The organism is Pantoea sp. X-Soil-ISGK-259 (assembly GCF_059730705.1).
This window is the reverse complement of sequence record NZ_AP035986.1, coordinates 975,315-992,964: the sequence shown is the minus strand read 5'-3', so window position 1 is coordinate 992,964 and position 17,650 is coordinate 975,315. Positions and strand designations below refer to the sequence as shown.

Below are 17,650 nucleotides of genomic sequence, written 5' to 3'. Positions count from 1 at the left end.
ACAATTAACGGTTTTGTGCTCTGCTGGCTTGCAAACTGGTTGCAGAAATCCAATGATAGGTTTATTAACGGTTATAAGCGGACCAGATATGTTGTCACGAATTGAATGTGATATTGCTGTAGGCGAATCAGACTGCACAAAATTAGCGGAGATTGTTCAGCGGAATATTCTCAAAATAACAGATTTGCTGGTAGGGGATTTACGCTGGTATTCGCAGAATGCGCAGTTAGTTCCTGGCAGTTTAAAAATTATTTGTGTTGAATATCAGGATCTGGATAGTTTTAAATTACTTTACGATTTTGACTGGAATTTATTTAGTCCTTGTCAGGATTTAAATGAAACAGTAACGCAATCGGAGCAGGTGAAGTTTCGCATTGTGCCCGGTGCACTTGAGTTTGATGCGATTGACAATGCACAACCCTCCCCCAGCGATGAATTGTAATATTTAGTAATGGAGGTGAGCAGAACTAATGGTTTTACACTATCTTTAAGATATCCCGTTTAATAACTGCCCGAATAATCGCTTCCCGGCGGCGTTATCGTGACTCGCTGCCCTGCGGCAACTGTGCTAGCTATGGAGGGGAAAAAGATGGACGAATACTCACCGAAACGGCATGATATTGCCCAGCTTAAATACCTATGTGAAAGCCTGTTTGACGACAGCATGGCAACATTAACCGACAGCCATCATGGCTGGGTAAATGATCCCACTTCTGAAAGCAATCTGCAGCTTAACGATTTGATTGAGCACATCGCCTCTTTCACCATGAATTACAAAATTAAGCACGTTGAAGATGAAGCGCTGATTTCGCAAATCGATGAATATCTTGATGATACCTTTATGTTATTCAGCAACTATGGTGTCAATAGTCCGGATCTTCAACGGTGGCAACGTTCAGCTAAACGCTTATTTAATCTGTTCACTGAAGAGTGCGCTTTTCTCCAGCAACCGAGCCATTCATTATAGTACAGACATGAGAACGGTTTATTTATGAACAAAACCCTGACTAAAACTGATTATTTGATGCGACTACGGCGTTGCCGTTCACTGGATACCCTGGAAAGGGTCATTGAAAAAAATAAGTATGAATTACCTGAAGATGAGTTAGCGGTATTTTACTCGGCAGCTGACCATCGTCTGGCAGAACTGACGATGAACAAGCTTTACGATAAAGTCCCGGGTTCAGTCTGGAAATTTGTCCGCTAGTTTTATTGATTAGTACTTAGCTTTACACTTTTTAGTACCGGATATTCCTGCCTGCCGTCAAACCAATCGGCCAGGCGGGTTTTGCCTGTCTGCAGTTTCTGTGAAGGGATATTGCGAGGGAGAAAGTGGTGGGGGCCCTGCCAGCTACATCCCGGCACACGCGTCACCTGCTACGGCTGCTTCCTTCCGGATCTGACCGAGTTCACAAGCTAGCATTGCGGGAGAACCAACAGGGCCCCCATTGACAAGCCCTCTTTACGAGAGCGGGGGCATTATCTGGGAAGGAGGGTGCAATTGCAAGCGTAGTCGGGACAACCGTTGTTTTCTTGAACAACCGCCGCTATAACGCTTTCACTGCTTTCTCCCCATGCTAAAGTTAAGACCCTATTCCTGATGAAATAAGCAGATGAAATAAACACATGGATCAGCCTGACACCTTTCAGCAACGCATCTGGCAAATTGTTGCCGCTATTCCGTATGGCCATGTCACTACCTATGGCGATGTGGCGCTGCTGGCAGGTTCTCCGCGGGCGGCACGTCAGGTCGGCGGCGTGCTCAGTCGGTTACCTGAAGGTACTGCCCTTCCCTGGCATCGCGTCGTCAATCGTCACGGTAAAATTTCACTGCAGGGCGACCGTCTGTTCAGACAGCGCGATGCACTGGAAGCCGAAGGCATAGAGGTAAGTGATGAGGGACAGCTTGATATCGGAACGTATCGCTGGGATTTCAGGCAGTAAAAGGGGCGACAAGGTCGCCCCGAAAAGTGATTAAATATGGGTTGGTGCAGGAACAGCTGCAGACGGCGTCACCTGAGTCGGTGAGGTCGAAGGAACGGTGGTCGCTGCCCCCGGCTGGGTTGGCATCGCCATTGATGGCACGGGTACCAGCAGCAGTTCAGCTTTAGTGCCACCCTGGTTGATCACCGGCTTCACGCCTTCAGTGACAAAAGCCAGCTTGCCGTCGATTGAGATCGCTGCGCTTAACAGAATGCGCGCATTAGGCTGGATGTCGGCCGGGTTAAACGGCAGCACGAACTGGAACGGTGCCTGTTTACCTTCAGTACGCACCACGCGTTGCGACAGCACTTTTGATGGTGCGTCGGATACAGAGGCATCAGACAGGGTTACCGTTAACACCGCATCCGGCGGCAGCGCAATGCGCTGGCGGATAAATACAGAGCCACTTACGTTAGGCTGCGCAATTGCCGCGGTCTGGCCTGCAACCGCAGAACCCAGAGTGGGGGTCGGAACGGGTTTACTCTTATCGGCGCATCCCGCAACAGCAAGCGCCATAATTACACCACTACACACATGCCTGAGTTTCATTGATGTCGTCTCCATTTGATCAAAATGATTGTCGGCAGCGAATCCTGCTTACAGCGTTTCACTCGCCGTATGTCCTTAATGTTGGCACAAAAATGAAATTTTGCCTGGCTCAGCTAAAGCGGAAAGTCTGATTGACGTTAACTGGTCCGATCTTTCACACTGAGCAGGTCACTTTATTGAGGAATGCGCCATGAGTCAGGCACTGCAAAATCTGCTGAATCTGTTAAATCTGGAAAAACTCGAAGAGGGTCTATATCGCGGCCAGAGCGAAGATCTGGGTCTGCGCCAGGTTTTTGGCGGTCAGGTGGTCGGTCAGGCGCTTTATGCCGCTAAGCAAACCGTTCCGCCAGATCGCGTTATCCACTCTTTCCACAGCTACTTTTTGCGGCCCGGCGATAGCCAGAAAGCGATTATCTATGATGTTGAAACGCTGCGTGATGGCAAAAGTTTCAGTGCCCGGCGGGTAAGTGCCATTCAGAATGGACAGCCGATTTTTTACATGACCGCATCGTTTCAGTCGCCGGAAAGCGGATTTGAACATCAAAATCCGATGCCTGAAGTCGTCGGGCCTGAAAACCTGTTAACTGAACAGGCGATGGCGCAGAAAATGGCACATCTTCTGCCAGAAAAGCTACGCGAGAAATTCATTGCTGAACGTCCGCTGGAGATCCGTCCGGTACAGATTCACAACCCGTTGCGGGGACATGTGGCTAAGCCTGAGCGCCAGGTCTGGATCCGTGCCACTGGCCCACTACCTGACGACTTACGTATTCATCAGTACCTGCTCGGCTATGCTTCCGATCTCAATTTCCTGCCGGTCGCGCTTCAGCCGCACGGCAAAGGCTTTTTAGAACCGGACATGCAGGTCGCCACGATCGACCATTCCATGTGGTTCCATCGCCCGTTCGACTTCACTGAATGGCTGCTCTACAGCGTAGTCAGTACCTCGGCTTCTGGCGCACGCGGTTTTGTCCGGGGTGAGTTTTACAATCAGCAAGGTGTGCTGGTGGCGTCGACGGTTCAGGAAGGCGTGATGCGTCAGCGCAGCGAATAAAAAAAGGGGCGATTTCTCGCCCCCGATTAATCTTTTCCGTACTGACACATTACTGGTTGTAAGCGTTCTCGCCGTGGCTGTTTACATCCAGACCTTCACGCTCATGCTCTTCCGGTACGCGCAGACCAACAATCAGGTCAGCCAGCTTGAAGCCGATAAAGGCGACAACACCCGACCAGACGATAGTCAGGCCGACGCTGAACAGCTGCACCCAGACCTGATGGCCCATGGTAACGCCCTGTGCATAGCCCACGCCGCCCAGTGAAGAGGAAGCAAACACGCCAGTCAGAATACAGCCTACAATTCCGCAGACGCCGTGTACGCCGAACACATCGCAGGGATCATCCACACGCAGCCATTTCTTCAGGGTGGTCACACCCCACAATCCTGCCAGGCCGCCAACCAGACCGATGATCAAGGATCCGCCCACGCCAACGTAACCACAGGCTGGGGTAATCGCTACCAGACCGGCAATAAAGCCTGAACAGGCACCCAGCAGAGAAGGCTTACCACGTACCGCCCACTCGCCAAAGGTCCATGCCAGGACTGCGCCCGCGGTTGCGACGACGGTGTTCAGGAAGGCCAATGCCGCGATTTCATTTGCTGCAGACGCAGAACCGGCGTTGAAGCCGAACCAGCCAACATAAAGAATCGCGGTGCCGGTGAAGACCATTGGCAGGTTGTGTGGCTTAAAGGCCTCTTTACCAAAGCCAGCACGTTTGCCTACCAGATAAGCGCCCACCAGACCTGCTACTGCGGCGTTAATATGCACTACTGTACCGCCAGCAAAGTCCAGCGCACCATCCTGAGCCAGGAAACCGCCCGCCCACACCATGTGCGCGATAGGTAAATAGGAGAGCGTCAGCCAGACACCGACAAAAATCAGTACTGCAGAGAAGCGGATACGTTCAGCGATCGCACCGACAATCAGGCCCACGGTGATACAGGCAAATGAGGCCTGGAAAGCGACGTGGATATACTGATAGAAACTGCCCATTACGGCGGTAAGTTGAATGTTTTTCAGCATGGCCCAGCCAAAGCCACCAAAGAAAGCATTGCCTTCACTGAACGCCAGGGAGTAGCCGTAGACCACCCACAATACGCAAACCAGCGAGAAGGTCACCGCGACCTGGGTCAGCATCGACAGAACGTTTTTGCCGCGAATCAGACCACCGTAAAACAGCGCGATACCTGGAATTGACATAAACAGCACCAGCGCGGTGCAAATCATCATAAATGCGTTATCAGCCTTGTCCGCAACGGCAGGCGCAGCCATCGCGAGTGAGGGTAACAGTGCCAGGCTGGTGAGGCCCAACTTAGCTAACATTTTATTCATTTTTATTCCATCCCATCACAGTACTGAGTCTTGATTACAGAGCGGCTTCATCGGTCTCGCCGGTACGAATACGGATGACGCGCTGCAGTTCAGCCACGAAAATCTTACCGTCGCCAATTTTGCCGGTGTAAGCCGCTTTACTGATGACATCCACCACTTCGTCCAGCTGATCATCGGCAATCGCGATATCAATTTTGACTTTTGGCAGGAAATTTACGCTGTATTCTGCGCCACGATAAAGCTCTGCATGGCCTTTCTGACGGCCAAACCCCTTCACTTCGGAGACGGTCAGTCCCTGAATGCCGATAGAGGATAAAGCTTCACGTACATCCTCCAGCTTGAATGGCTTAATTACGACGGTGACCAGCTTCATTGGATCCCCTCCAGCGAGTAAATTGGTAACGTTTATGGACACGAAGGGATATAAGCAAAGCCTGTGCCAGAGTGTAAAACTGACGTTAATCAGTGAGTCAGGCGAGACGCGGCAAGGCATGGTTTTAACCGTAGCGGAAACCTGAAGCCTGGATGAAGGGGAATACTGCCAGGGACTGCACTCCTTTGGTGCTTAAGGCGTCAAAGGAGTGCATTTGTACAGATTATTCTGATAAACATGCTCAAAAAAGGTGCAGCTCAACCTTCAGATGTTACAGGCACGCCCGACGCCAGATTTTCACCTGCCTGTTGTAGCTGATACATCTGCCAGTAGCGTCCCTGCATCGCCAGCAGTTGCTGATGGGTACCCTGCTCCACCACACGACCGCGATGCAGCACCAGAATCTTGTCCGCTTCCACAATCGTTGATAGTCGGTGCGCAATCACCACCAGCGTACTGTGCTGACGAAGCGTCGCAAGTGTCTGCTGAATCGCCTGTTCGGTACCGGAGTCGATATTGGCTGTTGCCTCGTCGAGGATAAGTATCTGCGGCAGATCAACCAGTACCCGGGCCAGCGCCAGCAGCTGCTTCTGTCCGACCGACAAATTATTGCCCTGCTCGCCCAGCCGGGTATGAATTCCCTCTGGTAAAGCCTGCGCCAGTGGCGCCAGCTGTACCTGCTGGAGCACCTGCCAGACAGCCTCTTCACTGATGTCGCGGCCCAGCCGGACATTGGCCAGCAGCGTATCGGCCAGTACGACCGGATCCTGCTGCACCATCGCGATACCGTGTCGCAGCACGGCATGACTCAGGTCACCAATAGGCCGGTCATCAATCCGGATTTCGCCGCGCGTCACCGGGTAGTAGCCCATCAGCAAATTAGCCAGAGTACTCTTGCCGCTGCCGGTATGGCCCACCAGTGCCACGAATTCACGCGGTGCGACGTCAAGATTGATATCACTGAGTACATCGCGGTTTTCACGGTAGGCAAAACTGAGATTGTTCAGGGTGATACGACCTGAAGCCAGTGGCTGCGGGTCGATGCCATATTGCTGCTGCGTAGCATCCATCAGCTCGAAAATACGCTCACCAGAAACCACCGCCTGTTGCAGCATCGATTGCTGCGTGGTCAGCTCAATCAGCGGCTCATTCAGGCGGCCCAGGTAAGTAATAAAGGCATACAACACCCCGACTTCAAACACGCCAGGCACCGAGAAGCTGAACAGGATCAGCAACCCACACAGTACCATCGCTGAAAACAGGCTCAACAGAGGGCGCAGCAGAAAGCCATCAAGACGCAGCGTCTCCATTCGCGCCAGATAGTGGGAGCGACTCGCTTCGCCCATACGCTCACCAAATCGCGCCTGCTGGCGAAACTGCTGAATCACGCTCATGCCGCTGATCACTTCGTTAAAGCCGTTGTTAATGTCTGCCAGATAGCTGCGAACCCGTCGGGCAATCGGCGTGCTGTAGCGCTGATAGATAAACATGACTATCAGTACCAGCGGGAAGATCATCATCGCCACCAGTGCCATACGCCAGTCAAGGCTGAACATCGCTACCATCATGGCACCAACGAGTGCAGCACTGCGCAGCACAGTGGAGACCACCGTGACGTAGAGATCGCGGATGACTTCGGTGTCGTTCGTCACACGCGAAATGATTTGACCGACCGGCTGGGTATCAAAGGCGCTCAGCGGCTGACAGAGTGCTGCATTCATCACGTCACAGCGCAACTGCTGGACCACACCAATTGCGGCACGGTTGAATAACAGCGCCTGCCAGTAGTGCAGCCCGGCGGCCAGTAACTGAAGCAGAATAAAACTCACCACCAGTCCGGCAACGATACCCCAGGGCATCTGATGCTTCGCCACCAGGTTATCAATAAAATAGCTGACCAGCACCGGGCCGGTCACTTCCGCTGCGGCAGCAATCCAGAGCATGCCAACCGCCAGCGACAGAGATTTGCGCCATGGCTTGCCGTAGCTCAGCAGACGCTTCAGGGTTGGCCACAAGCGTGCAGACTTAGCCATGCGGCACTCCTTTCTCATTTTCATCATCATCCAGTGCCGCTTCGAGTTGCTGATACCGGTACATATCACGATACCAGCCAGCACTGCTGGCCAGCGCATCGTGATCGCCTCGCTGCATCACGCTGCCCTGTTGCAGCACCAGAATTTCACTGGCTTCTGTCAGCGCCGACAGGCGGTGTGCGCTGATAATCAGTGTTTTCCCCTGCCCCCAGATGCGCAGATTATGCAGGATTTCGTGTTCGGTACGTCCATCCACTGCAGAAAGTGCGTCGTCCAGAATCAGGATTTCGGCATTCAGCAGGAGTGCCCTGGCAATCGAAAGACGCTGCTTCTGTCCACCGGACAGCATGACGCCGCGCTCCCCGACTTCCGTTTCATAACCCTGTGGCAGACGCAGGACATCGTCATGAACACAGGCCAGCATAGCTGCACGTTCTATCTCCAGCTGGGTTGCGCCCGGTTTCCCCAATGCAATATTGTTCGCCACACTGTCTGAGAACAGGAACGGTGTCTGGCTGACTACGGCCAGACGGCTGCGCCAGCTGTCCAGCCGTAACTGCGGCAGCGGGATCTGATGGTAGCGGATGTCACCCTGCTGAATATCAAAGTGACGCTGAATCAGGCTGAGCAGTGTGCTTTTGCCACTGCCGGTTGGCCCGCACAGTCCCAGCATTTCACCGGGTTTCAACTGGAAGATGATATCGCTTAGCACCGGACCTGTGCTGGCCGGATAGTGAAAGGCGCGAATAGCGACCTGCAGCATGCCGGGTTGAGGGGGTAAAGATTTATCGCCATCTTCCACCGCTGGCGCTTCTGCCAGCAGCGCACCGATGCGGCTCCAGGCGGCGCTGCCGCGTTCGACAATATTAAACATCCACGCCAGCGCCAGCATTGGCCAAATCATCAGGCCGAGATACATCACAAAACTGGTGAGCTGTCCCAGCGTCATCTGATCATGCCATACCATCCAGCTGCCGCCGCCAATCGCCAGCAGGTTTGAGAAACCGATCGCGATGTAGATTGTGGGATCGAAACGGGCATCGACCCGCGCGACGCGCAGGTTTTTTTCCCCGGTATCACGGGCGATGTCGGAAAATTGCTGCGACTGATGCTGTTCCAGACCAAAGGCTTTGATCATCCGGATGCTGGTCAGGCTCTCCTGCGTCTGATCGTTGAGGCTGGAGAAGGCCGCCTGTGCCAGCTTAAAGCGGTGGTGCAACTGATTACCGTAACGATGGATCACGATAGCCATAATCGGCATCGGCACCAGCGCCAGCAGCGTCAGTTGCCAGCTGATCTGAGTACTCATCACCAGCAACACCACACATCCCATCACCAGCGAATCGACCAGCGTCAGTACCCCTTCTCCGGCCGCAAACACCACGCGGTCCACGTCGTTGGTGGCGCGCGCGATCAGGTCGCCGGTGCGGTGACGCAGGTAAAATGCCGGTTGCTGACGACTCAACTGGCGATAAAAATCTTCGCGCAGTTCAACCGCCAGCTGGTAGGAGGCACCAAACAACAGGACGCGCCAGACATAGCGCAGCAGATAGACCACGATTGCCGTTGCCAGCATGATCCCAATCCACATCATGATGCGGCTGGAACTCATGTTGTCACGTGTTACACCATCGACAATCACGCCGACTACATGCGGCGGCAGCAACTGCAGAATAGCAATAACAATAAGCAGGATGACCGCGCCCAGATAGCGCCGCCACTCCCGCAGGAAATACCAACTTAACTGACTGAATAATCGCACAACGCTGCTCTCAATCTCAGGCCCTCAGAGGGCGACAGGTAAAGCCGTGGTGTATTTAATCTCTTCCATGGCGAAGCTGGATGTCACATCAATCAGGCCGGGCACCCCATTGACTACTCGCTTGTAAAAAGCATCATAGCTTTTCATATCGGCCACCTGAATGCGCAGCAGGTAATCATACTCCCCTGCCATGCGGTAAAAGGCCATGACCTCCGGCATGCTACTCACCACGGAGACAAAAGTCTGATACCAGTCGCGGCTGTGCTGCTGGGTTTTCACAAACATAAATGCCGTCAGTGACAGTCCGATTTTATCACCATCCAGCAACGCTACCCGAGCGCGAATAATGCCATCATCTTCCAGTTTTTTCAGGCGCTTCCAGCAGGGTGTGGTGGTAAGGTTGACGGCATCCGCCAATGCCTGCAGTGACAGGGTACAGTCCTGCTGCAGTAGCGCGAGCAATTTGAGGTCAGTTTTATCTAACATTCGGGGCTCCGAGAGAATCATTTTCTCCATTACCGCGATTTTAGCGGTAATTTTGCAATCTCTTTTTCCTGCACGTGCCATAAAATAGTCTCATTATTTTTTATCGGACGCCTGAGATGCACACTTGCTGGATTCGTCACGCTATCAACGAAATTAATGCTGACTTTCAACGATCGGCAGAGACCCACTTGATCCGGTTCGATCTGGCGGATTTTCCCGGCATCTGGTTCTATCTGAAAGATGAGAGCACCCATCCCAGTGGCAGTCTTAAACATCGGCTGGCACGATCTCTGTTTCTTTACGGCCTTTCTAATGGCTGGATTAAACAGGATACGCCGATTATAGAAGCCTCGTCAGGCAGCACTGCGGTTTCTGAGGCGTACTTCGCAAGGCTGCTGGGCCTGCCGTTTATTGCAGTGATGCCCGCCAGTACAGCGAAGCGTAAAATTGAGCAGATCGCGTTTTATGGCGGACAGTGCCATTTTGTCGAGGATCCCTGCCAGCTTTACGCAGAGTCTGAACGGCTGGCGCGGCAGCTGAATGGCCATTTTATGGATCAGTTTACTTACGCTGAACGCGCGACAGACTGGCGTGGCAATAACAACATTGCAGAGAGCATCTTTCGTCAGATGCAGCACGAGCCCTATCCCATTCCCCATACTGTCATCATGAGTGCAGGCACCGGCGGCACTTCAGCGACCCTGGGCCGCTATATTCGTTACCAGGGACTGGAAACGAAAATGCTGGTAGTGGATCCGCAGCATTCTGTCTTTTTCGACTACTGGAGGCAGCGTGATGCCACTCTGACCAGCACGCGCGGCAGCATGATCGAGGGGATTGGCCGTCCACGGGTAGAACCCTCGTTTATGCCTGACGTGATCGATGAAATGATAAAAGTGCCGGATGGTGCGACGCTGGCCGCCATGCTGAAACTGGAAAAGATTCTGGGACGCAAACCTGGCGCCTCTACCGGCACTAATTTCTGGGGCATGATGCAGGTGGCGAAACGCTTACGGGCGGCAAATCAGCAAGGGGCGCTGGTGACACTGCTTTGCGACAGTGGCGAACGTTATCCCGATAGCTACTATCAGCCAGAGTGGGTAGCAAAACATATTGGCGATATCACGCCGTGGCATCGCGAGCTGGAATAAAAAACCGGACATCCTGTCCGGTGCACGGCAATCCTCAGCATTCGGGGGAATACGCGAGGTCAGGTGTAGCCAGCCAGTGATTTAAATAGTGAGACACTGCCTGTGTCTCGCAATGCCCTAATACGGGTAAATGCGGAAGTGCGGCTTTCAATTGCGCCATCGCATTGCCCATGATGAAGCCCTGCCCGACCTGCGCCAGCATCTCGCGATCGTTCATCGCATCACCAAACGCCATACATTCCGCCATTGTCAGCGACAGGTGATCACATAACAGCGCCAGCGCGCTGCCTTTGTTGCAGTGAGCGGGCAAGACCTCCAGCGTGTCCACCCCAGAGAAGCAGATCGTAGCCTGCTCGCCCAATGCGGCATCCAGCGAGATCTTTAGCCGACACAGATTCTGATGCTGATCAATAAAGCAGATTTTTGTCACCTGATGCGCAGGCAGCTTTTTAAGATCGCACAGCTGATAGCCGAATCCGCTCATCTGATGGGCCAGCAGCAGCTCCGGAGCAGGTCGATCGGTAAACCACCCCTGATCGTTGAAAATATGGATTGTCGCGGTGGTATCCCAGTGGCGGTGGATGACCTCTTCAGCGACGGCAGGAGGCAGATCACGTGCGAAGATAAGATTGCCAGACCGATCGTGTACGCGGGTGCCATTACCGGTGATCAGCCATGCGGGAAGTGTCATTTTTTCCCGCAGGATCTGCATTTCCTGCAGATGGCGGCCCGTTGCCAGCGCGAGATTAACACCACGCAGATGCAATGCCTGCAAACTCTCCAGAGTCTGCTGACCCAACTGATGATTCGGCAGCAACAATGTGCCATCCATATCGAACGCGGCTAAACGCACCATGATTCCCCTCCTGATGAAAGATGGCTTTACTATTGCCTGTAAATTACGGAACTAATAGTGAATACTTAAAAAAAACTGTTCCGGGTTTAGCATGCGCCAACTTAATCGCCTTAATCAGTTTCAACGTCTGTGGCAGCAGAGTCTGGGCGCCTCTCAGCAGACCTGCGTGGCAGAGATGGCGCGCCACTGCATCTGCAGCGAACGCCATCTGCGAACGTTGCTGTCACAGTGGCAGCACGCAGGCTGGCTTCGCTGGCATGGCGAGCCAGGCCGTGGCAAGCAGGGGAAATTAACGTTTCTGCAAACGCCTGAACAATTACGACAGCAGTTGCTGCAACGCCAGCTTGATGCCGGAGAGGCGGCGGAGGCTTTGCAGTTGCTGGATCTGGCACCGGAAAGGCTGATCAATATGCTGCGGCCACTCATGGGTGGTCAGTGGCAGAACGATACGCCGGTTCTGCGTATTCCCTACTATCGCCCGATGGAAAGCACTGAGCCGCGCCAGATTGCCGGACGGGCTGAACAGCATCTGGTGCGCCAGATCTACTCAGGACTGACCCGGTTTGAACAGGATGAGCCGGTGGGCGATTTGGCACACCACTGGCAACATGATGAGGCATCATGTTGCTGGTTATTCTGGTTACGTCCTCAGCTAATGTGGCACAACGACGAGCCAGTGCAGGCCGCACAACTGGTGACGCAATTCCGTCAGCTGTTGCACGATACGCGCGTGCGTGTATTGCTGGCTGATGTGATTAGCGTGGATGCCCCCCATCCGCTTGCGCTGCGGTTTATCCTGCGACGCCCTGACTTCTGGCTGCCTCATCGCCTTGCCCATCTGTTATGCCTGTTGCCTCATCCTGATGATGCTGTCATTGGCAGCGGCCCATGGAAACTGGCACACTTTAGTCCTGAGCTGGTCAGGATTGAAAGTCATTCCCGCTGGCATCTGCAGCGGCCGCTGTTGCAAGCCGTGGAGTACTGGATTACGCCTCAGTTGTTTGATCCTGCTCTCGGCAGTAGCTGTCGTCATCCGGTGCAAATTGCCATAGGGGATGCCGATGAACTCAGGACGTTACAACCGGTGAGCAGCAGCATCAGTCTCGGCTTCTGTTATCTGGTCTGCCGACCACGAGCCGGATTTACGTGCGATCAGGCACGTACGCTTTTTCAGCTAATTCAGCAAAGCGGCATCGTCAGCCGGTTGCCACTGGATGAAGGATTAATCACGCCCAGCAGCGAACTGTTACCTGGCTGGGATGTGCCGCGGATTAATCATGTCCCGGTCCCCTTGCCGGCGACACTGACGCTGCATTATCAGTTACCGGTTGAATTACACCAGATGTCACAGGCGCTGGTTGCCCTGTTAAAACGGCACGGTTGCAGCCTGAACGTGGTGTTTCACCCGGTAAAAAACTGGCACCGCATCGAGCAACTCGATGAAGCAGATATCGTGATGGGTGACAGGCTGATTGGTGATGCGCCGGTCTTTACATTGGCCAACTGGTTGCAGAGCGATCCGCTATGGCGGCCGCTGTGGGTCACACCAGAGGGCGAAGACGTCCAGGCGCAACTGCTGGCTATTCAGCAGATCGCGGACAGCAACATTCGTACTCACACGCTTCACCAGCTTTATCATCAGCTGATGATGAAGGGCATTCTGCTGCCGCTGTTCAATTATCGCTACCAAATCCACGCACCGCCTGGCGTTGAAGGCATTGAGCTCAACACCCTGGGCTGGTTCGATTTCAGTCGCGCCTGGATTCCACCGCCCATTGATCCGCCTTGCAGCTGTTCAGCAGCGGACTGAGGCATTACCATAAGCGCAAAATTAATGACCAGGAAAACACCATGAAACGCGCTGTTGTAGTTTTCAGCGGTGGACAAGACTCCACTACCTGTCTGATTCAGGCCTTAGAGCAATATGATGAGGTTCACTGCGTCACGTTCGATTATGGACAACGCCACCGGGAAGAGATTGAGGTTGCCCGGGATCTGGCCAGTAAACTGGGCGCGCGCGCGCATAAAGTACTGGATGTGACCATGCTGAACGAACTCGCCGTCAGCAGCCTGACACGGGATAACATTCCGGTGCCGGCTTACAATCCTGAGGCCAGTGGTTTACCCAGTACGTTCGTGCCGGGCCGCAATATTCTCTTTCTGACGCTGGCCTCGGTTTACGCCTACCAGGTTGAAGCGGAAGCGGTGATCACTGGCGTCTGTGAGACCGATTTCTCTGGCTATCCCGATTGCCGTGATGAGTTTGTCAAAGCGCTGAACCATGCGGTGTCGCTTGGCATGGCGCGCGAGGTTCGTTTTGAGACGCCGCTGATGTGGCTCAACAAAGCGGAAACCTGGGCGCTGGCGGACTACTGGCAGCAGCTTTCGCTGGTACGTGAGCAGACGCTGACCTGCTATAACGGCGTGAAAGGTGACGGATGTGGTGAGTGTGCTGCCTGCAATTTAAGGGCTAATGGCTTGCAGGGGTATCTCAACGATCGTGATAGCGTAATGGCCGCGATGAAAGCTAAGAGCGGCCTTAGTTAAGGCACTCTGGCGTGGCGGCAGAGAATTTAGTTTGCCGCCTTTACCCGGTTTATGCCATCAGACGCATCAGTCGCTCGCGTAATTCTCCTTCCAGCGCAACCGCCTTCTGGGTCCGCAAATCAATACAGACAAACGTGAGTGCAGCATCCGCCACGACGGTTTCCTGACCTGCCAGCAAAACCCGCTGCGCAATAATGCCGCTTTTACCATTCAACTGCGTGATTGCACTGTCGATAGTGAGTACGTCGCCCAGCACGGCCGGGCGACGATAATTGATGTTGATGTTGACCACCACAAAAGCCAGTTTCTGTTCCTGCAACCAGTGGAATGCTTCAACCTCTTCCAGCCATTCCCAGCGAGCTTCCTCAAGAAACTCAAGATAGCGTGCATTGTTGACGTGCTGATAGACATCCAGATGATAGCCGCGCACTTTTATGGTGGTCTGCATGGTCATGCTCTCCTGCTACTGTAAGTTAACTGGTTGGACCTGTTCACTTTAGCAGAGTCGCCTGCTCAGCGCGGCTTAAGCATCACAGATGTGTACTGCCTCACAATTTCAGCCTGCCCGCATTCCGCTCTATCAACGCGTTGCCAATGCCCGGCACTTCGCTAAGTTGCTGAATTGCGCTAAAGGGCCCGTACTGTTCGCGATAGCTCACAATCGCCTGGGCTTTTTTCAACCCTACGCCATTCATGACGGCAGTGAGCTGTTCCGCTGTCGCGTCATTGATACTGACCTGCTCCTGCTGTGGCTGTAAGGGTGATGCCGGCTTTGACGCGGATAGTGCGCTCTGCGTGACAGCGTCGCTGGCAGATTCAGGGGCCGCAGAGACGCTGGTATGACAGAGTGCACCACCCAGCGCGAGGGAAAGATAAAGGGCAACGAGTTTAGGTTTAGCCATGCTGTGTTTCTCCTTGTGTTTAAACAGCAGCGACAGCGTGTCACCGCTGCGCACAAGGCACAAAAGTGGAATTGCAGAAATGGAAAAGGCCGCGAATGCGGCCTTTGATTGTTACTGTTGTTGCACTGTTTCTGCGAGGCTTACTGCATTTGTGCAGCAGCGCCGTACTTAATTTTGGCTTCTTTACGCAGGTTTTGCAGCAACGCTTCAAACGTCAGCTGTGCATTATTCTGCGTGACGCCTTTGACCATTTCGTCAATCTGCGCCTGCGGCATGCTACCCGTTTTAACTTTATCAACCGCCACCAGTACCACGTTGCCCTGCATATCTTCGCTCACACCCCATGAAGGTTTATTTTCCGCGGGCTGAGGGAGATTAAAGGCCGCCTGTGCAACAGGATCCTGCGCGTTACGGTCAACAGTTTTGCTGGCGCTCAGGGTCAGACCCGCGGCAGTCAGCGCATCCTGCTTACCGGCTTTGAGATCGGTCAGGAGTTTATCCGCCTGGGCTTTCGCCTGCTGCGTCGCTTTATCATGCTTAAGCGTGTCCGTGATCTGCGCCTTAACCTGATCCAGCGGTTTTACCGCTTCTGGTTTGTGCTCACTGATACGCAGCACAAAGGCACGATCGCCATCAACAGTGATGATATCGGAGTTGTTGCCCGGCGCGCCGTTTTGCCCCACAAGGCCACCATTAAAGATCGCCTGCTTCACCGCATCGAAGTTCAGTGCGTCTGGCAGCGTATCCTGGCTGAACCAGCCGGTCTCTTTCGCTTTCAGACCCGAAGCCTGCTCCGCACCCGCCAGTGACTCATTGTCATTGCTGGCTGCTTCGCTGACTTTCTGTTGCAGTTTGTAGAAGGCATCAACGCCCTTTTCCTGCTTCACTTTCGCGGCAATGGCGCTGCGAACGTCATTCAGCGGCTTAACCTGCTCTGGCTGAATATCGTCGAGACGAACGACAAGGAAACCCACTGAGGATTTGATCACGCCTGACATCTGGCCTTTCTGAGTCAGACCCGCATTTTTCAGCTCATCCGGCGTCGTTGAAGGTTCCAGCCAGCCCATATCACCGCCCTTACGCGCAGAAATAGGGTCGATTGATTTGGCTTTCGCCACATCCGCGAAGCTGGCGCCACCTTTCAGCTGGGCCAGTACCGCATTGGCATCGGCTTCAGTTTTAGTCTGAATCACGCTGTAACGCGTACGCTGCGGCTGTGTATAGTCTGCTTTATGCTGGTCGTACCAGGCCTGAATATCCGCCTCGCTGGCATCCTGTTGCATGCTGGCCGCATCCATCAGGATATAGCTGACACGGAACTGTTCCGGCGCCATAAAACTGGTTTTATGCTGCTGATAATACTGACTGATTTCATCGTCGGTGACGGTTTGCTTCGCCGCCAGCGCGTTGACGTCCAGCGTCGCCTGACGAATGTCACGCTGTTGTGAAACCAGGTCCACCAGTTTACTGGCTTCGCCTTTGAGCGTGAAATCGGTGTTAGCAACGGCATTAATCAGCTGCTGATTAGAAAGTTGCTTACGCAATGCTTCAGCGTACTGGTCAGCACTGAAACCCATGTTGCCGATCAGAGCCAGATATTTCGCATTGTCGAATTTGCCGTTGGTCTGGAAAGCCTGCTGATTGAAGATAGCCTGCTTAACCTGATCGTCACTGATGCTGAGGTGGAGATCTTTGATGTAGCTGTCAAGCAGCGCCTGATCGATTAACTGCGACAGCGCCTGCTGGCGGATCTGCTGCATGTAGCCATCGTTGCTGGCCAACTGCGAGAACTGGTCGCCCAGCATCTGCTGCTGACGGCTGCGTTCGCTGTTGAACGCCTGCTCCAGCTGTCCACGGCTGATCTCCTGACCATTAACTTTGGCCGCATAATCGTTATTGCCGCCAATCAGATAGTTGCCAACGCCCGTCAGCACAAAGGAGACCATAATCAGTCCCAGAATAATCTTGAGCACGACATTGTTCGACGCCGCGCGTAAATTGTCCATCATGGTATGGCAACACTCCGCTGTAGTGTGAATGTAAAGCTCGGTCGCAATTCGCCACTCGCTGGCGACTCACGCAACTGCAGGCTTAGCTGGCAGTCTCAATCCGGTCCAGGTCCATCTTACGGCCCGATTCTCACCGGTTAAAACAAAAAAAAGGCACATCAGATTGATGTGCCCGTATGTTACATGAGAACGGGTTAATCGTCCTCTAATCCACTGAAGAAAATGCGTCAATGAATCTATTCGTTGTTATTAATTGACAGCGTCTTTCAATGCTTTACCAGCACGGAAACCGGGAACTTTACCGGCCGGAATGGTGATCTCTTTACCGGTTTGCGGATTACGACCGGTACGTGCAGCGCGGTCACGCACAGAGAATGTGCCGAAACCCACCAGAGCCACTTCATCACCCTCTTTCAGCGCATCTGAAACTGAGCCCATAAATGCATCTAAAACACGTCCTGCAGCAGCTTTAGAAATATCAGCATCGGCAGCAATTTTGTCGATCAATTGTGACTTATTCACTCTATTCATCCCCTCTTTTATTATTTCACATCGCACCCTGCATCCAGCCAGGTCCGAGCGCGCAGCAAGTTATATCAAGCCAGTGAC

At 53.5% G+C, this 17,650-nt stretch carries 19 protein-coding genes and 1 other RNA gene; 8 read left to right on the top strand and 12 right to left on the bottom strand.

What is annotated here, in order from left to right:
- Positions 1 to 88: 88 nt before the first annotated feature.
- From AC6I77_RS04500 to hha, 3 genes are all read left to right on the top strand, one after another.
- Positions 89 to 442, top strand: coding sequence for a hypothetical protein (locus AC6I77_RS04500; protein WP_003850454.1), 354 nt, complete (start codon positions 89 to 91; stop codon positions 440 to 442).
- A 147-nt stretch (positions 443 to 589) separates the two neighbouring features.
- The gene (tomB, locus tag AC6I77_RS04495; protein ID WP_003850455.1) at positions 590 to 967 is read left to right on the top strand and encodes an Hha toxicity modulator TomB; all 378 of its coding nucleotides are present in this window, start codon (positions 590 to 592) and stop codon (positions 965 to 967) included.
- Positions 968 to 991: 24 nt separating this feature from the next.
- A complete protein-coding gene (gene hha / locus AC6I77_RS04490) occupies positions 992 to 1,207 on the top strand; it encodes a hemolysin expression-modulating protein Hha (protein ID WP_003850458.1) in 216 nt (71 codons plus the stop codon).
- Between the two features lie 135 nt (positions 1,208 to 1,342).
- On the opposite strand, the gene ffs is transcribed toward hha, so the two are convergent.
- An RNA gene (gene ffs, locus AC6I77_RS04485) (signal recognition particle sRNA small type) lies at positions 1,343 to 1,439 on the bottom strand.
- Positions 1,440 to 1,626: 187 nt separating this feature from the next.
- Here ffs and AC6I77_RS04480 point away from each other — a divergent pair.
- Entirely contained in the window at positions 1,627 to 1,944 is a 318-nt protein-coding gene (locus AC6I77_RS04480; protein ID WP_039659087.1) for an MGMT family protein, read from the top strand.
- Between the two features lie 30 nt (positions 1,945 to 1,974).
- On the opposite strand, the gene AC6I77_RS04475 is transcribed toward AC6I77_RS04480, so the two are convergent.
- Positions 1,975 to 2,532 carry a YbaY family lipoprotein gene (locus AC6I77_RS04475; RefSeq protein WP_008924908.1) on the bottom strand — a complete coding sequence of 186 codons (558 nt, stop codon included), beginning with the start codon at positions 2,530 to 2,532 and terminating at the stop codon, positions 1,975 to 1,977.
- A gap of 190 nt (positions 2,533 to 2,722) precedes the next feature.
- Between AC6I77_RS04475 and tesB the strand changes: the two genes are divergently transcribed.
- On the top strand, positions 2,723 to 3,586 hold the full coding sequence (gene tesB / locus AC6I77_RS04470) for an acyl-CoA thioesterase II (RefSeq protein ID WP_003850463.1): 864 nt from the start codon (positions 2,723 to 2,725) through the stop codon (positions 3,584 to 3,586).
- Between the two features lie 49 nt (positions 3,587 to 3,635).
- Here tesB and amtB read toward each other — a convergent pair whose 3' ends face one another.
- The 5 genes from amtB to AC6I77_RS04445 form a co-directional block, all read right to left on the bottom strand.
- On the bottom strand, positions 3,636 to 4,922 hold the full coding sequence (amtB, locus tag AC6I77_RS04465) for an ammonium transporter AmtB (RefSeq protein WP_003850465.1): 1,287 nt from the start codon (positions 4,920 to 4,922) through the stop codon (positions 3,636 to 3,638).
- A 34-nt stretch (positions 4,923 to 4,956) separates the two neighbouring features.
- Positions 4,957 to 5,295, bottom strand: a complete 339-nt coding sequence (gene glnK / locus AC6I77_RS04460; protein WP_003850469.1) for a P-II family nitrogen regulator — start codon at positions 5,293 to 5,295, stop codon at positions 4,957 to 4,959.
- Between the two features lie 257 nt (positions 5,296 to 5,552).
- Positions 5,553 to 7,328 carry a SmdB family multidrug efflux ABC transporter permease/ATP-binding protein gene (locus AC6I77_RS04455; protein WP_008924906.1) on the bottom strand — a complete coding sequence of 592 codons (1,776 nt, stop codon included), beginning with the start codon at positions 7,326 to 7,328 and terminating at the stop codon, positions 5,553 to 5,555.
- Positions 7,321 to 9,090 carry a SmdA family multidrug ABC transporter permease/ATP-binding protein gene (locus AC6I77_RS04450; RefSeq protein WP_039659084.1) on the bottom strand — a complete coding sequence of 590 codons (1,770 nt, stop codon included), beginning with the start codon at positions 9,088 to 9,090 and terminating at the stop codon, positions 7,321 to 7,323. The genes AC6I77_RS04455 and AC6I77_RS04450 overlap by 8 nt, the downstream gene beginning before the upstream one ends.
- A gap of 24 nt (positions 9,091 to 9,114) precedes the next feature.
- Positions 9,115 to 9,576, bottom strand: a complete 462-nt coding sequence (locus tag AC6I77_RS04445) for an Lrp/AsnC family transcriptional regulator (protein ID WP_033742960.1) — start codon at positions 9,574 to 9,576, stop codon at positions 9,115 to 9,117.
- A 116-nt stretch (positions 9,577 to 9,692) separates the two neighbouring features.
- On the opposite strand from AC6I77_RS04445, the gene AC6I77_RS04440 reads away from it, so the two are divergent.
- A complete protein-coding gene (locus AC6I77_RS04440; protein ID WP_438477160.1) occupies positions 9,693 to 10,727 on the top strand; it encodes a PLP-dependent cysteine synthase family protein in 1,035 nt (344 codons plus the stop codon).
- A 34-nt stretch (positions 10,728 to 10,761) separates the two neighbouring features.
- Here AC6I77_RS04440 and cof read toward each other — a convergent pair whose 3' ends face one another.
- Entirely contained in the window at positions 10,762 to 11,583 is an 822-nt protein-coding gene (gene cof / locus AC6I77_RS04435) for an HMP-PP phosphatase (protein ID WP_039659081.1), read from the bottom strand.
- A gap of 91 nt (positions 11,584 to 11,674) precedes the next feature.
- Between cof and AC6I77_RS04430 the strand changes: the two genes are divergently transcribed.
- Both AC6I77_RS04430 and queC read left to right on the top strand, forming a co-directional pair.
- Positions 11,675 to 13,393 (top strand): SgrR family transcriptional regulator, encoded by a 1,719-nt coding sequence (locus AC6I77_RS04430; RefSeq protein WP_039659079.1) that lies wholly within the window; start codon positions 11,675 to 11,677, stop codon positions 13,391 to 13,393.
- Between the two features lie 41 nt (positions 13,394 to 13,434).
- Positions 13,435 to 14,130: a 7-cyano-7-deazaguanine synthase QueC gene (gene queC, locus AC6I77_RS04425; RefSeq protein WP_008924900.1), complete on the top strand. Its 696-nt coding sequence runs from the start codon at positions 13,435 to 13,437 to the stop codon at positions 14,128 to 14,130.
- Between the two features lie 49 nt (positions 14,131 to 14,179).
- Here the strand turns inward: queC and AC6I77_RS04420 are convergent, their stop codons facing one another.
- The 4 genes from AC6I77_RS04420 to hupB form a co-directional block, all read right to left on the bottom strand.
- Positions 14,180 to 14,578: an acyl-CoA thioesterase gene (locus tag AC6I77_RS04420; RefSeq protein WP_003850485.1), complete on the bottom strand. Its 399-nt coding sequence runs from the start codon at positions 14,576 to 14,578 to the stop codon at positions 14,180 to 14,182.
- 100 nt (positions 14,579 to 14,678) lie between these two features.
- Positions 14,679 to 15,032: a ComEA family DNA-binding protein gene (locus AC6I77_RS04415; protein WP_008924899.1), complete on the bottom strand. Its 354-nt coding sequence runs from the start codon at positions 15,030 to 15,032 to the stop codon at positions 14,679 to 14,681.
- 140 nt (positions 15,033 to 15,172) lie between these two features.
- A complete protein-coding gene (gene ppiD, locus AC6I77_RS04410; RefSeq protein ID WP_008924898.1) occupies positions 15,173 to 17,041 on the bottom strand; it encodes a peptidylprolyl isomerase in 1,869 nt (622 codons plus the stop codon).
- Between the two features lie 249 nt (positions 17,042 to 17,290).
- Positions 17,291 to 17,563, bottom strand: a complete 273-nt coding sequence (hupB, locus tag AC6I77_RS04405) for a nucleoid-associated protein HU-beta (protein ID WP_033731763.1) — start codon at positions 17,561 to 17,563, stop codon at positions 17,291 to 17,293.
- Between the last annotated feature and the right edge of the window lie 87 nt (positions 17,564 to 17,650).

Bases quoted from the DNA above. Each gene is read 5' to 3' on its own strand.
- AC6I77_RS04500 (WP_003850454.1), top strand. From the start codon at position 89: ATGTTGTCACGAATTGAATGTGATATTGCTGTAGGCGAATCAGACTGC.
- tomB (WP_003850455.1), top strand. From the start codon at position 590: ATGGACGAATACTCACCGAAACGGCATGATATTGCCCAGCTTAAATAC.
- hha (WP_003850458.1), top strand. From the start codon at position 992: ATGAACAAAACCCTGACTAAAACTGATTATTTGATGCGACTACGGCGT.
- AC6I77_RS04480 (WP_039659087.1), top strand. From the start codon at position 1,627: ATGGATCAGCCTGACACCTTTCAGCAACGCATCTGGCAAATTGTTGCC.
- AC6I77_RS04475 (WP_008924908.1), bottom strand. From the start codon at position 2,532: ATGAAACTCAGGCATGTGTGTAGTGGTGTAATTATGGCGCTTGCTGTT.
- tesB (WP_003850463.1), top strand. From the start codon at position 2,723: ATGAGTCAGGCACTGCAAAATCTGCTGAATCTGTTAAATCTGGAAAAA.
- amtB (WP_003850465.1), bottom strand. From the start codon at position 4,922: ATGAATAAAATGTTAGCTAAGTTGGGCCTCACCAGCCTGGCACTGTTA.
- glnK (WP_003850469.1), bottom strand. From the start codon at position 5,295: ATGAAGCTGGTCACCGTCGTAATTAAGCCATTCAAGCTGGAGGATGTA.
- AC6I77_RS04455 (WP_008924906.1), bottom strand. From the start codon at position 7,328: ATGGCTAAGTCTGCACGCTTGTGGCCAACCCTGAAGCGTCTGCTGAGC.
- AC6I77_RS04445 (WP_033742960.1), bottom strand. From the start codon at position 9,576: ATGTTAGATAAAACTGACCTCAAATTGCTCGCGCTACTGCAGCAGGAC.
- AC6I77_RS04440 (WP_438477160.1), top strand. From the start codon at position 9,693: ATGCACACTTGCTGGATTCGTCACGCTATCAACGAAATTAATGCTGAC.
- cof (WP_039659081.1), bottom strand. From the start codon at position 11,583: ATGGTGCGTTTAGCCGCGTTCGATATGGATGGCACATTGTTGCTGCCG.
- AC6I77_RS04430 (WP_039659079.1), top strand. From the start codon at position 11,675: ATGCGCCAACTTAATCGCCTTAATCAGTTTCAACGTCTGTGGCAGCAG.
- queC (WP_008924900.1), top strand. From the start codon at position 13,435: ATGAAACGCGCTGTTGTAGTTTTCAGCGGTGGACAAGACTCCACTACC.
- AC6I77_RS04420 (WP_003850485.1), bottom strand. From the start codon at position 14,578: ATGCAGACCACCATAAAAGTGCGCGGCTATCATCTGGATGTCTATCAG.
- AC6I77_RS04415 (WP_008924899.1), bottom strand. From the start codon at position 15,032: ATGGCTAAACCTAAACTCGTTGCCCTTTATCTTTCCCTCGCGCTGGGT.
- ppiD (WP_008924898.1), bottom strand. From the start codon at position 17,041: ATGATGGACAATTTACGCGCGGCGTCGAACAATGTCGTGCTCAAGATT.